The organism is Alteromonas sp. BL110, from assembly GCF_003443615.1.
Classification (GTDB): Bacteria; Pseudomonadota; Gammaproteobacteria; order Enterobacterales; family Alteromonadaceae; genus Alteromonas.
Window position 1 is genome coordinate 944,985 of sequence record NZ_CP031967.1, and the last position, 14,418, is coordinate 959,402.

Consider the following 14,418-nt stretch of genomic DNA (forward strand, 5'->3'; position numbering starts at 1 on the left):
TATGAATCATACCGCAGAAAACAAAAAAACGCACAATGTGTGCGTTTTTTCATGTCAGTAGCTAGTCAGTTTAAATAACTACTCTTCGCCTTCTAATGCTTTTGCTAGCAATGCGGCTGGTTGGTAACCCGGAATCAGTGAGCCATCGGGTAACACGATATTAGGCGTTCCGTTCACCCCTAATTTTTGCCCTAACATATATTGCTCTGCAACTTTGTTCTTGCAGCTGGCACTTGCTACATCATTGCCTGCTTTGGCTTTTGTTAGCGCTTTTTGCGGGTCTTTAGCACACCAAACAGATACCATATCATCATAGTTCTGGCTATTTAGTCCAGAACGTGGGAACGCAAGATAATGAACAGTAATACCCGCATCGTTAAGTTCATCAATTTCGTTGTGAAATTTACGGCAGTAGCCACAAGTAATGTCGGTAAACACACTTATTTCGTGCTTTTCGGTTTCCGCTTTAAACGTAATAGACGAAGATTCCATTGATGCTACGCCTTCTTTACGTAAGCCTGAAAGAGCCAGCTCTGTTTCATTACGCATTTCTTCATCAATATTGAAAACGCGAGCTTGAAGCAAATATTGTCCGTTTTCACTTACATAAAATAAGCCTCGGTTTGTAGATACCTGAACCAAACCAGATACAGGAGAATCTGCAATGGTCTCTACATCTAATCCAAGCATTGACGTTAATTTATCGCGGATAGCGGCTTCGTCAGCGGCCTGCGCGCTAAGCCCGAAGAACGAACTGGCAGCAACTACACTGGCTAACAATAATTTCTTTACTACTTTCACTAAATACTCTCCATTTTGCCATTTAAGCTTGTTTGTACTTACTTGGCCTAGAACGCAGCTGCCCAAATGTGCGAATTTGGCTTAAGGCAACCACTAAACATTTTCATACTTATTACTTTCAGACCGTAGAACTTAGCAAAAAATTGCACTTTTCACGCTGATTATTTTTTTATCTATGTACTTTGAATTCACAGATAGTAGCTCCCCTAAATAAATCGTGAGGTTGATGCACTACAGCGCTTTATTAGTTGCCACCACGCTTTACTCAGAAGTAACACTATGTTCGTATCCTATCACACACCTTTTCGTTTAATACATGTATAAGCAGAGTCTCGTCGTAAACAACGCTCAGTTTGTAGCATTCTCGTTCAATGCGTTTTTCAATAGTTAGCCTCGGGGGTGATGACTATGAATAAGTGTCTGCAGCCGCTCTGTTGCAACGTGGGTGTAAATTTGTGTTGTTGACAGGTCACTATGACCTAACAACATTTGTACTACACGTAAATCTGCGCCGTGGTTTAACAGATGAGTAGCAAAAGCATGGCGTAGTGTATGGGGGGATAAATGCTGTTCAATACCCGCTTTCACTGCATAATACTTAATGCGATGCCAAAATGTTTGGCGTGTCATTTTTTGTCCGCGCCTGCTAAGAAAAACCACATCAGATGTTTTAGTGGCGAGAATAGGTCGCGCCGTTTTTACATAGGTTAGTAACCATTCAATTGCATCTTCTCCTAAAGGTACTAAGCGCTCTTTGTTTCCTTTACCTACCACCCTTACCACACCTTGTTGAAGACTAACTTGATCCATCGTCAATCCAATTAGCTCACTCACACGAAGGCCCGTGGCATAAAGCACTTCGAGCATGCTTTTATCCCGGCATTCAATTGGGTCGTCAGTTAGGGGCGCATTGAGTAAATCTTCAACCTGCTGCTCACTTAAAGAAGAAGGTAAAGCTTTTGGCGTTTTTGGGTTAGATAATACAGAAACAGGGCTGTCTACTCGAATTTGTTTGCTTATAAGAAACACAAAAAAGGCGCGAATGGCGCTAAGCGCTCGTTGCGTACTGCGCGTAGACAACCCCTTATCATGGCGATAGGCAAGGTAATCTTGAAGCTGTTCAGTAGTGAGCACAGCAATATCCTTCACGCCTTGATTGTTGCTATAAATGGCAAGCTTAGTAAGATCGGTACGGTAGCTTTGCTGAGTATGTTCTGACAGCCCTTTTTCAAGCCACAACATTTCAATAAAGCTATCAATATGGGCCTGACTTGCCGCAGGCACATAGGTTAACTCACGTTCAACTTTTGCCATTTAGAAGCCACGCTTTTGTTTAATCAGCTCGTAAGCTGACTGAATATCTTGCGCTTTCTTTTTGGCAATCTCCATAGCCTGTTCTGGTAGGCCTTTAGATACCAGTTTGTCGGGGTGATGTTCAGCCATACGCTTTCTATACGCTCGCTTTATTACTTTTTCATCGTCGGATGCCGCTACGCCTAGAATGTGATAGGCATCATCTAAGCTTTGCTGTTCTGTGTAGGCCGATTGCTGACCTCTCTGCCCATGATGCCGCTGCCCTGAACCCGAATGGGCACGTTGCCCTGTACCAGAGTGAGCACGCTGCCTAAATCGAATTTCAGCTTCATACATCGAAATGAGGTAATCTAAATCACGACGCCTAAACCCTAGTGGTTTCGCCACTTTTTCAAGTACGTTGTACTCTTCTTGAGAAAGCTGACCGTCTGCAAATGCGGCTTGAATAAGAATTTCTAAGAATACTTGCAGAATATCCCGCCGACCGTGGCTGGCATCATAGAAGCCTTTTAAGGTTTCAACTAATGGGAAATCCCGCGCTTTGCCTTCTCTGAATGCGTCTTGCGCTTCGCGGCGTGCATCCCCCGTAAGGCGCATTTCATCCATCAACGCTGTAGCAATTTGAATCTCTCTATCAGTCACCTTACCGTCAGACTTAGCAAGATGGCCTAATGCACTAAACAAGCTATGAAAGAAAATAGCTTGCTGCTTTAGATTGTCCTGGTCAGTAAAAAAGCGCCCAAAGCCACCTAGTTGATTAAAATCTTGGCGGTAGGCTTTATCAAAAAAGTGTCCGACTACTAGCCCAAGAATCGCTCCAGGGATTTTCAAAAACATAAAGCCGAACAAGGCACCGAGGATTTTTCCCCAAATTGACATCGCGTCATTCTCCATAGGTGCACGCTATAAAAATTGATGTTGTAAATACGAGTTCACGCCGTGCACAAAACGTTTAGCGCATCATCATATCAAATGCTTAAGTGAATTAAACAGAGCAGCAAGGCCAGGTAATGAATTTAAAGCCACAAGCAATTAATTTCGTTTACCAGAAAATGACAACACTGAATGTAAAACTTTTGGTCTGTGCGAGATAAAATCAAGTTTCGCCAGCAAATTCATTTCGTTATTTGATAGGTAATGTATGTAAAAGTGCATTTTTTTGCCTGAATGGTTGGTAATTGCGGCAGAAGTGCTTAGAATTGAGCGCTTGAATAGAGTATTAGTAGTTAGTGAACGCCCTAACTCTTCCACATCAGGGAAAATGAAGGGTATATAATCACTGTTTTTTTAAACGTTATGTCGAACTAACCGAGACGGAAATCGTCTTATTTGGGTTTAAAAGCAACATACAACAAAACAGGCCACCCATTTACGCATGAAAAACACCTGCGCCATGCTTGTTTCCGCGACTCTTTTGCCTACGGTCGCGTTTGCACAGGAAACGACAGCTTCAAATTCTCAATCAGCCTCCGATGCAGCCCCTCTTGCATTTTGCTCGGTCGAACCTGTTACTTTTAGTAGCCAAGCATTGATGCCTCAGGGCCACGTGAAAGTTGAAGCCAATCGTACAGAAATCATTCAGGATACTGTAGCCCTGTTTTCTGGCAATGTAGACATAACGTCAGACACCGCGATAATTAGCGCCTCTCAGGCCCAAGTCAATGGAACCGGTAGTGGGCGTGACCTTATAGCCAAAGGCGATGTAACCTACCAAGATGCGCAGCTGAAAGTGGAAAGCGATGCGGTAACGTTGCGTTCTGAGGAAGAACGCTTGGAGATGCAAAATACACGCTATAAGCTGACTGGGTTTGTCGGGCAAGGTGCTGCCGAAGATATTGTTTTAGATACAGATACCGGCATAGTGCTTAAAGAGGTAAGTTTCTCTACTTGCCCAGAAGGTGATGAAGACTGGATGATTCGCGCCAGCGAAATCAGCTTGGAAAAAGGGACCGTATGGGGTCAAGCCAAACACACCCGCTTCTACATTGCCGATGTTCCGGTATTTTATCTACCTTATTTTGCGTTTCCAGTAAGTAATGAACGACAAACGGGCTTATTATTTCCCGAATTGACAAGCTCCAGTCGAACCGGCGTAGACTACACTCAGCCTTTTTACTGGAATATTGCGCCTAACTACGACATGACTATTTCCCCTCGGTTGATGACACTGCGAGGTCTTCAGCTAAATACTGAGTTTCGTTACCTAACAGACCGCAGTCAAGGGACAGCCTACGTTGAATATTTACCTAGCGATTCGGATATTTCAGGAAACCCGGACCGATATTTTTACCGTCTTGAACACCAAGGGTTAATTGCTGATAACTGGCTGCTCAATATCGATTTTAACGGCTTGAGTGACGATAACTACATAGTAGATCTTGGGTCGGACTATTACAGCCGCTCTGATACCCATTTGTACCGGAATATCGGGTTGAGTTACTACTCTCAAAATCTTTCCGTCAGTATGCAGGTAAAAGATTTTGAAGTTTTGGGTGATACTGCAGACAGCTATCGCGCGGTTCCAGAAATTAAAGTTAACTACAACAAGGCACTAGGCGAATACTTTGAGTTCAACCTTGACTCAGAAGTCGCTCATTTTGACAACACCCTAGATACTGCGCCAACCGCTACGCGATTCCACATTGCGCCAACGCTCTCAGTACCACTTCGCGCGGCTTGGGGTGAAATCGTCGCTGAAACCACGGTATTTCAAACTGTATATCAGCAGGACAATATCGAGGGGACTGATTTAGAAGAAGATGTAGAGCGTACCCTTGGTCAGGCTCGTCTTTACGGTGCATTATACTTTGAAAGAGATACCTCTTGGTTTAGTGACGATATGTCGATGACCCTTGAACCAAAAATTCAATACCTTTACACGTCTTATGAAGATCAAACTGCCATCGGTTTCTATGACTCAACACCGCTGTTAACCGACGTTGAAGGTTTGTTTCGCGGTCAGGAATTTACTGGCCTTGACAGAATTAGCGACAACAACCAGATTACTCTTGGCGCCACCACGCGCATGTTAGATAAAAACAATAGGGAACAATTCGTTCTTAGTGTGGGTCAGATATTCTACCTTGAAGATAACAAAGTGGTAGCGGCAACCAAAAATCAAGATCGCTCAGCCCTTGCCGCTGAGGTCGATTGGCGCTTTAACCAGAATTGGTTTTTCCATTCTGATGTGCAGGTCACCACTGACACAGATAAAGTTGACTTGAGCAGTGTGGGCATCGAATACCGTAAGGATGACGCGCGCTTTATTCAATTAAGTCATCGCTACGTTCGCGATCTTAGTGGTGAAACCATTAATCAAATTGGTATTTCTGCAAGTTGGCCTATTTCCGAGAATTGGCAGTGGGTTGGACGTACTTATCGAGATTTAGAGCGCAATCGAAGTGTGGAAACCTACGCTGGTATTCAGTATGAGTCTTGCTGCTGGGCAGTTCGACTTGTCGCTCAGCGCAGTTTGAACAACCGCTACAACGACAGTGGCGTTCAGACAACTGATGATTTTGACTCAGGTGTTTCGCTACAGTTTATTTTTAAAGGCATTGGTTCGTCGGGAACCCAAAGAAGCATGCTTGAAGACGGTATGTTTGGCTATCGCCAGCCTTATAGTTTAAATTAACCCGCAGTTGAGCGCTCAGCAGCGCTTAAAAGCAATTAACCAATAATAAAAGAGTGTGTATGAAGTTCATTATCCGTGCATTGATGTTAGGTGCCCTACTCTCGTTTAACAGCGTAGCACAAGAAGTAATGCTTGACCGCGTTGCTGTGATTGTTGACCAAGGTGTAGTACTTGAAAGCGAAATTGAAGCCCTAGTTGAAGACGTAAAGCGCAACGCCGAGGCTAACAATCAACAACTACCTTCAGATCGTGCGCTTCGTACCCAGGCCATTGAGCGCTTAATCACGAAAAGTCTCCAGCTACAAATGGCTGAGCGTATGGGTATTCGTATCAGTGACCCTCAGCTTGAACAGACCATTGGTAATATTGCGGCTAATCAAAATGCTACCGTTGAGCAACTTCGCGCTCAATTAGCCGCTGAAGGCATTGCATACGATGACTACCGCGAAGATATTCGTGAAGAAATCATTATGGGAGAAGTTCGCCGTGCTAATGTACGTCGCCGCGTATATATCACGCCCCAAGAAATAGATACGCTAATCGAGCTAATGGAGCAACAGGGTGCAACGCAGGCAGAATACCGTTTAGGTCATATCCTTATTGGCTTCCCACCTGAACCAACAGATGACGACATTCAGGCAGCACGCGAACGCGCAGACAAAGTTATTGCGCTATTAGAATCGGGCTCTGACTTCGCTAAAATCGCTATAGCTTCATCATCAGGTAACGAAGCGCTAGAAGGCGGAGATATGGGATGGCTCAATATTAATGCTATGCCAACGCTATTTGCTGAAGCGATTCAGGACAAAGATAAAGATGCGCTTGTTGGTCCTATTCGAAGCGGTGCTGGTTTTCACATTCTTAAAGTACTAGATACCCGCGGTATTGAGAAAGTTACTGTTGAAGAAGTTAACTCACGTCATATCCTTGTAAAACCTTCAATTATTTTAAGTGAAGATAAAGCAAGAGAAATGCTAGTACGCTTTAAAGAAGAATTGCAAAGCGGTGAAGCAGATTTTGCAGAGCTAGCCAAAGAACATTCAGAAGACCCAGGTTCAGCCCTTCGCGGCGGTGAATTGGGTTGGTCTGACCCAGGTAACTACGTACCTGAGTTTAAAGAAGCATTATCACAGCTTAAGCCTGGCGAATACAGCGACCCTGTGCGCACGGTTCACGGCTGGCACTTAATTCAACTTATCGACCGTCGTATGGATGATGCAACAGATAAGCGCAAAGAAGACAAAGCATATCAGCTTATCTTCAACCGTAAATTTTCAGAAGAAACCGAAAACTGGTTACGTGAGATGCGTGATGCCGCTTACGTCGAAGTTGTCGAATCTTAATAATAAGTTATTCATGAGCACACCAATTAAAATAGCAATAACGCCGGGAGAACCGGCAGGTATCGGGCCAGATTTAATCATTAAACTGGCCCAGGAAACATGGCAAGCCCAGCTTGTCGTGTTTGCCGACGGCGACATGCTCAAAGCACGAGCGAGCGCCTTAGGGCTTCCGCTAACGCTAATCGATTACGATGCAAATAACCCGCAGATACAAACTGCGGGTTCGTTGTTTATAAAGCAGATAGATAAAACCGCTGACGTTATTCCCGGGACACTTGATAGTGAGAACGGGCTTTATGTGGTCGAAACTCTACGCCAAGCGTGTCAGGCCAATATGGACGGCGATTTTGACGCGGTTGTTACAGGACCAGTACACAAAGGCATTATTAACAAAGCCGGCGTGTCCTTCAGCGGACATACTGAGTTTTTCGCTTACCAGTCTAATACCATTGATGTGGTTATGCTGTTAGCTACAGAAGGTTTAAATGTAGCGCTAGCTACGACTCACATCCCTCTTGAATACGTGGCAAAAGCGATAACCCGCGAGCGCCTACATAAAGTTATTCATATTATTAATACTGACCTGAAGCTTAAGTTTGGCATCAATGAACCTCACATTTACGTATGTGGATTAAATCCGCACGCCGGTGAAGATGGTCATATTGGTACTGAAGAGATCCACACTATTGTTCCAGCACTGAATGAACTAAGAGACGAGGGCCTTAAAATTACCGGCCCCCTTCCTGCTGACACAATATTTCAGCCTAAATACCTAGAAAATGCCGATGTTGTGCTAGCTATGTATCACGACCAAGGCTTACCCGTGCTAAAATACAAGGGTTTTGGGGCGTCAGTGAATATTACATTAGGGTTACCTTTTGTTCGCACTTCAGTTGATCACGGTACTGCATTAGATTTAGCAGGTACAGGTGAGGCCGACGCCGGTAGTTTCAGAAAAGCATTGGAAAAAGCCATTGAGCTTGCACATCATCAACAATGAGTAAAACACATTTAGGCCATACGGCCAGAAAGCGATTTGGGCAGAATTTCCTACACGACGACTACGTGATAGGTAAAATTGTTGCAGCCATCGCGCCAAAAAATGAACAAAATCTGGTAGAAATTGGACCAGGTTTAGGCGCATTAACAGACCCTGTTTGTGAAGAAGTTGACGCATTAACGGTTATTGAACTCGACCGCGATCTTGCCAAACGACTGCGGCATCACCCATTTAACGGCGAAAAACTAACTGTTATTGAACAAGACGCGATGACGATGGATTTCGGCGCACTATGCAAAGAGATGCCAATAAAAGACAAGAAGCTTCGTGTATTTGGTAACTTGCCTTACAACATCTCAACGCCACTAATGTTCCATCTTTTTGACCATGCTCACTGCATTGAAGACATGCATTTCATGCTTCAAAAAGAAGTGGTTAACCGCCTAGCCGCAGGCCCAGGTTCTAAGAATTACGGCAGACTTTCAGTAATGGCGCAATATTACTGCCACGTTATCCCCGTATTAAATGTGCCGCCGGGTGCGTTTAAGCCACCTCCGAAGGTAGATTCGGCCGTTGTAAAACTAGTTCCGCATCAAGCTCCACCCGTTGATGTCGAGTCGGTAAACACCCTTGAACGCGTCTGCGCACAGGCTTTTAATCAGCGCCGAAAAACTATCCGTAACTCACTGAAAGACAGCTTAAGTGAGGAAGAAATCCGTGAGTTAGGGATAGACCCAACTTCTCGCGCCGAAGTGCTATCGCTTAACGACTTTGCCACTATAGCTAATGCTGTATCGGCGAAAGAGCACCAACAAGAGCAATAAGTTCCTCTATGGATGTACTTGATATAAAGGTGCGGGTGAAAACCCGTCACCTTCCTGACCACCTGCCCTCAGATTCCAAGCAGTTCGCGTTTGCCTACCACATTACTATTGAAAACAATAGTGAGCATACCGTACAGCTGCTTAGTCGCTATTGGAAGATAACCGACGCTAACGGTAAAACGTCAGAAGTAGAAGGTGATGGAGTGGTAGGAAAACAGCCTATAATGAAAGCTGGTGAACATTTTGACTATACCAGTGGCGCAGTCATTGACACACCGGTTGGCAATATGGAAGGCTACTATGTAATGGAACTCGAAAGCGGTGAGCGTTTTCGCGTTCCTATAAACGTATTTCGCCTAGCCATTCCAAGCATTCTTCATTAAGGTTTCTATGTCTAAAGGTAACACCTACGTCATTGGCGATATTCAGGGCTGTTATGACGGTCTTCGCCGTGTATTGGATAAAGTAAAATTTGACGAAACAAACGATAAGCTGCTCGCTGTCGGTGATTTGGTTGCAAGAGGAGAAGATTCGTTAAGCACATTGCGCTTTCTTAAATCCCTTGGCAGTCAATTTAGTAGTGTTTTAGGTAACCACGACCTACACTTACTCGCCGTTGTAAACGGCATCCGCAAAGCTAAAAAATCAGACAAATTAGAGCCACTACTTAATGCGTCAGATTTAACAGAGCTTATTGATTGGTTGCGTCAGTTCCCGCTCGCAATGAAAATAGACGAACAATCAGTAATGGTTCACGCTGGACTTTATCCTAAATGGTCTATTGATAAGTGCGTTGCCCTGAGTGATGAAGTTAGTAACATCCTAAAATCAGATGATTACGCTATTTTTCTTTCAAAGATGTACGGGAATACACCCGACAACTGGTCAGATAAACTCGAGGATGACGAGCGACTGCGCTTTATTGTGAATGCGTGTACGCGCATGCGGTTTGTTCATACCGATGGCACCCTCGACTTTGACAACAAGTCTCATCCCAGTACCGTTTCTAATTCTGCTAATAGCACCCTAAGGCCTTGGTTTGAAGTAGACAATACAAAGCTCACAGCTAGCCAGCGAGTAATTTTCGGACACTGGGCCGCCCTTTCAGGCCAGACAAACAACTCGCAGTTTGTTGGGTTAGATACTGGCTATGTATGGGGGCAAAGTATGACGCTATTGAATTTAGATACCTCAACTTTGGTTAGCGTACCAGCGTAGAATCATTTTTGTATTCACGTCTTCAGATACGAAACTTGTCCGAATAAGAGCCAGCTTTTCCAGCTCTAACTGGTTGTACCAGTAATAACAATTAGACTTAAGTGCTAAATAAAATAAACATTAAGTCACTGTAGCCGATACACTTACTTGTGAAAGTAACGATGATGTTTCGTTACCTGCTCAGCATTCAAGCAAGCATGCCTTTATAAGTGCTATATTTTGTTAGCTGAGGCGGGTAATATCGTTAGGGATAAAAATAAAAAAACACTCATCCAGGAGTTCCGATGAAAATAACGGTAGCCACACGCGTAATCGGGGGATTTGTAGCGATTAGCGCACTTCTAATCGTTATAAGTGTTGTGTCACTTTATAACCTCAATTCTATAGGCTCTGCAACAGAGGAAGTAAACGACGTTGCCTTGCCCACGGTAGCAGGCAGTAATGCACTTAAAGCAAGCTTCCTGAATATGGGTCGACTCACCTTCGAAAGTTATATCGAAGAAGATTTAAGTGATCTTAAGGACAAAAGAGCATCATTCGACTCAGCCAAAGATACCTTTGAAAATGAGTATAAGAAGCTAGCACAAGCCGTTAGTAACGAGCCAGAGCTAAGAAGCACGCTAAACAATGTTCGTGAATCTTATGATGCGTATATCACTAATGTTGAGACCATGTACAAAAATCACCAAATGTACCTCAACTTGCGTAACAATATACAAGACAAACTAGGCGATGCTGAAGATAACGCAGACGATGCCTCCACCTACCTTCTGGATTTTTCAGATCTAGACGCAGTTCAGCGTGACCCTAACCTTAGACGGGCTGCTGAGATTGGTGGACAGCTTGAAACTTCGCTTCTCTCTCTACTTACTGTTTCTTACGAATATATCAAAACCGAAACGCTAGTGCGTTCACAGACACTTGGTAACGAGGTTGACCTTGTTGTTGAAAAAGTAGTTACCCAGCTAAGTGAAATGGTTGAAGCAGCGGGCGGTCGTGATGACTCAGGTACACTTGATGATATTAACGACTTAGTAAACGACGCCATCAACGCCATAAAAGCTAACGACGGTGTAGTGCAGCTTCATGTAGATCGCTTAGAGCGCAGAAATGACGCTGAACAAGCACTTAACGCATCAGATTCAAATATCACCCAAGGGGTTGTCGCACTTGAAAACCTGCTTAACCTTGCTGATAAAAAAGCGTCTCATATAGAAAACCAGGTGAATGGTGCTATCACAACGGGTAACACCTTTGTTATTGTTGTTGTTCTCATCTCTATTGCCGTAGCGGCCTTCATTGGCTACGTAACTGTGCGTGCTATTACACGTCCGCTTTATCGTGTAAACGAACTGCTTACTGTTGCTTCATCGGGTGACCTTACTCATCGTCTAGACGATTCAGCACAAGACGAGTTCGGGCTATTAGCACGAAACTGTAATACGCTTATTGGCAACCTAAAAGAGCTGATTACTGCTATTAACGTTCGTGCAGAGCAGCTAGCTGCGGCATCGGAACAGACATCGGCAGTGACAGCACAAACCACTCATTCTATTCAGGATCAAAAGTCTCAAATCGGCCAAGTAGCAACAGCAACCACAGAAATGCACTCTACGTCGCAGCTTGTCGTGCAAAATGCAGAAGATACACTTAGCCAAATTCGCCATGCAGATGCCGAAGCTGAAAATGTTCGCCAGATCTCACTGGAGAACAAAAACACTATTGAGATCTTGTCTCGTGATGTTCAAGAAGCAGCCGACGTTATCAATAAGCTTCACCAAGACAGCGCAAGCATTGGTGGTATTCTTGACGTTATTCGCGGTGTTGCAGATCAAACTAACTTGCTTGCATTAAATGCCGCGATTGAGGCTGCCCGCGCCGGTGAACAAGGGCGTGGCTTTGCGGTAGTTGCAGATGAAGTTAGAACCCTTGCGAGTCGCACACAGGAGTCGACACAAGAGATCAACGCCATGATTGAAGTTCTTCAAGCTGGGGCTGAAAAAGCGGTGTCTGTGATGGACCAAGGTAAAGAACAGACCGCTGCATGTGTTGCACAAACCGAAAAAGCCACGCAAGCGCTAGATATCATTACCGATGCGGTTCACAAAGCCCATGACGTTAGCTCTCAAATTGAGCAGTCAGCCCGTGAACAAAATACAGTATCGCAAGAAATCAGTGAAAAGCTTGAAACCATTGTGGGCATCGCTGAAGAGACTACAGCGGGTGCACAGCAAACGTCTGAATCTAGTCATGAAGTGGCACGACTTGCTGAAGAGCTGCAGCAGTCTATCAGACAGTTTAAAGTTTAATCTCTTAAGCATAATACAAATAAAAACGGTCGCCTTTAGGCGACCGTTTTTTTTACGTTTTGCGTAAACATTGTACTTATTCAAACAACGCCGAATGCAGCTTGCGAACCACGTCATCACTGTCGGTCTCGTTCACCAAGAACGATAAGTTGTGCGGGTTGGCGCCAAAGCAAATCATGCGTAAGTTAAAATCAGATACCGCAGATAGAATCTTACTTGAAACTCCAATAGCCGTTTGCATGTTGTTACCTACGACGGTGACAAGGTCGTAACCTTTTTCCACTTTAACGTCACAGATAGTTTCAAGTTCGGCAATGGTCTCTTTATTCAAACGCTGAGCTACAGAGTTCGCTGGGTTATCTAGGGTAAAGGATACCGAGATTTCCGACGTTGTAACCAAATCGACACTCAGCTTATGCTTAGCGATAATAGCAAATACCTGCTGTAGAAACCCTTGCGCGTACATCATTTTCGGTGTTTTCACTGTCACCATTACTTGCTCTTTACGACGAGTGATAGCACGGTACGGAGGCTCGTGCTCGCAATCTCGAACAATCCACGTGCCGCCCTTTTCAGGCTCTTTGCTAGAACCTACGAACACTTTAATATCCTTGCGAAGCGCAGGCTCCATAGTTGCAGGGTGGAGTACCTTGGCACCGAATGTCGCCATTTCCGCTGCTTCTTCGAAGCTTAGTTCAGGCAGTGGGTGGGCAGCAGGTGTAATGCGGGGATCAGTTGTGTAAACCCCGGTTACATCAGTCCAGATCTCACAGGATTCTGCATCAAGCGCTTCTGCAAGCAGTGCAGCCGTAAAATCAGAGCCACCACGACCAAGGGTTGTTGTACGACCTTCTTCATCTGCACCAACAAAACCTTGTGTAACTACAATAGCCTCTTTGATTTCAGGGGCCAGCAGCTGTTTAGCAAGTTTTTCAATTTCATCTATTTGAGGCGCGCCTTCACCGAACTCGCTGTCCGTACGAAGTACTTTGCGAACATCAAAGTTCATGGTTTTCACGCCTTGCTCTGCAAGCACTGAAGAGAACATCAGTGAAGACATTCGCTCACCCATAGATAGCAACTGATCTTTTAAATCATCGCGGTGAAGTATCTCTTCGTGAAACGCTAAGCTGCGCATTTCTTCTAGCAAATCGTTAAGTTTAGGCTCTACTGCATCTTTGTCGTCAAGCTTATTTAGGATAGCGTGTTCTATATCCACAATGGCTTGGCAGGTTTCTTCGATTTGCTGTTGCGTCATTGGCGTATGCGCTAAGCTAACAAGGTGATTTGTTACCCCAGCTGAAGCACTGACTACCACAATGCGTGTTTTTTCATTACCGGCAACAATTCGGGCGCAGTTTTGCATTACTTCGTAATTCGCTACGCTAGTTCCACCGAACTTAGCTATCGATAAGGCATTTGTCACTATATTTAACTCCAGAATAAAACTAGCTTTTCGCTAGCGACAACCGCGCTTCACACGGTTAATCAATCGTTATTTGGTCGCCTACTTTTATATTATTCTCGGCAAACCACCCTTGGTTCATTTCCAACGCGTAAAGTACCTCTTTCGATGATCCGACCGACTCCAAACTATGGGGAGTGAGAGGTTTTATATCCGTTATTACGCCATTTCTGTCGATAAATGCTACGTCTAGGGGAACAAAGGTGTTTTTCATCCACATGCCCGCAAATTTGGGGCTAGAAAACTTAAAAAACATACCGCAGTCTTCGCACAAGGCTTTGCGGAACATAAGGCCCTGCGCGCGTTGCTCAAAGGTATTGGCATACTCAACTTCATAGCGCTTGCCACCTATCTCCAGTGTAATAGACTCGAAGTCCACTGAATTCAGTGACGATACAGGGTCCACCTGCGCTTTTGCACACCCTAAGGTTAATACAAGTGCAGCAACAATAAAGAAAGATTTTCCCATTAGACATTCCTTTTCGCCATAAAAAAAGCCGGTCACCACTA

Annotated in this window: 12 protein-coding genes; 7 read left to right on the forward strand and 5 right to left on the reverse strand. The window is 44.5% G+C overall.

Annotation, left to right across the window (positions count from 1 at the left end):
* Positions 1-78: 78 nt before the first annotated feature.
* The 3 genes from dsbC to djlA form a co-directional block, all read right to left on the reverse strand.
* Positions 79-801, reverse strand: a complete 723-nt coding sequence (gene dsbC, locus D1814_RS04120; RefSeq protein ID WP_183037615.1) for a bifunctional protein-disulfide isomerase/oxidoreductase DsbC — start codon at positions 799-801, stop codon at positions 79-81.
* A 387-nt stretch (positions 802-1,188) separates the two neighbouring features.
* Complete coding sequence (xerD, locus tag D1814_RS04125; protein ID WP_118490235.1) at positions 1,189-2,115, reverse strand: site-specific tyrosine recombinase XerD; 927 nt, start codon at positions 2,113-2,115, stop codon at positions 1,189-1,191.
* Positions 2,116-2,994, reverse strand: a complete 879-nt coding sequence (gene djlA / locus D1814_RS04130; protein ID WP_118495298.1) for a co-chaperone DjlA — start codon at positions 2,992-2,994, stop codon at positions 2,116-2,118.
* A gap of 496 nt (positions 2,995-3,490) precedes the next feature.
* Between djlA and lptD the strand changes: the two genes are divergently transcribed.
* The 7 genes from lptD to D1814_RS04165 all read left to right on the forward strand — a co-directional run bounded on the left by lptD (position 3,491) and on the right by D1814_RS04165 (position 12,443).
* A complete protein-coding gene (lptD, locus tag D1814_RS04135; protein WP_118490236.1) occupies positions 3,491-5,749 on the forward strand; it encodes an LPS assembly protein LptD in 2,259 nt (752 codons plus the stop codon).
* A 59-nt stretch (positions 5,750-5,808) separates the two neighbouring features.
* Positions 5,809-7,092, forward strand: a complete 1,284-nt coding sequence (gene surA / locus D1814_RS04140) for a peptidylprolyl isomerase SurA (RefSeq protein ID WP_118490237.1) — start codon at positions 5,809-5,811, stop codon at positions 7,090-7,092.
* A 13-nt stretch (positions 7,093-7,105) separates the two neighbouring features.
* Positions 7,106-8,092, forward strand: a complete 987-nt coding sequence (gene pdxA / locus D1814_RS04145) for a 4-hydroxythreonine-4-phosphate dehydrogenase PdxA (RefSeq protein WP_118490238.1) — start codon at positions 7,106-7,108, stop codon at positions 8,090-8,092.
* A complete protein-coding gene (gene rsmA / locus D1814_RS04150; protein ID WP_118490239.1) occupies positions 8,089-8,916 on the forward strand; it encodes a 16S rRNA (adenine(1518)-N(6)/adenine(1519)-N(6))-dimethyltransferase RsmA in 828 nt (275 codons plus the stop codon). Before pdxA ends, rsmA begins: the two co-directional genes overlap by 4 nt.
* Before the next feature lie 8 nt (positions 8,917-8,924).
* Complete coding sequence (gene apaG, locus D1814_RS04155) at positions 8,925-9,299, forward strand: Co2+/Mg2+ efflux protein ApaG (protein WP_118490240.1); 375 nt, start codon at positions 8,925-8,927, stop codon at positions 9,297-9,299.
* A gap of 7 nt (positions 9,300-9,306) precedes the next feature.
* A complete protein-coding gene (locus D1814_RS04160) occupies positions 9,307-10,134 on the forward strand; it encodes a symmetrical bis(5'-nucleosyl)-tetraphosphatase (RefSeq protein WP_118490241.1) in 828 nt (275 codons plus the stop codon).
* Positions 10,135-10,418: 284 nt separating this feature from the next.
* Positions 10,419-12,443, forward strand: a complete 2,025-nt coding sequence (locus D1814_RS04165) for a HAMP domain-containing methyl-accepting chemotaxis protein (RefSeq protein ID WP_118490242.1) — start codon at positions 10,419-10,421, stop codon at positions 12,441-12,443.
* Between the two features lie 76 nt (positions 12,444-12,519).
* Here D1814_RS04165 and lysC read toward each other — a convergent pair whose 3' ends face one another.
* Together lysC and D1814_RS04175 are read right to left on the reverse strand one after the other, a co-directional pair.
* Positions 12,520-13,869, reverse strand: coding sequence for a lysine-sensitive aspartokinase 3 (gene lysC / locus D1814_RS04170; RefSeq protein WP_118490243.1), 1,350 nt, complete (start codon positions 13,867-13,869; stop codon positions 12,520-12,522).
* Between the two features lie 58 nt (positions 13,870-13,927).
* Positions 13,928-14,377: a DUF192 domain-containing protein gene (locus tag D1814_RS04175; RefSeq protein ID WP_118490244.1), complete on the reverse strand. Its 450-nt coding sequence runs from the start codon at positions 14,375-14,377 to the stop codon at positions 13,928-13,930.
* Between the last annotated feature and the right edge of the window lie 41 nt (positions 14,378-14,418).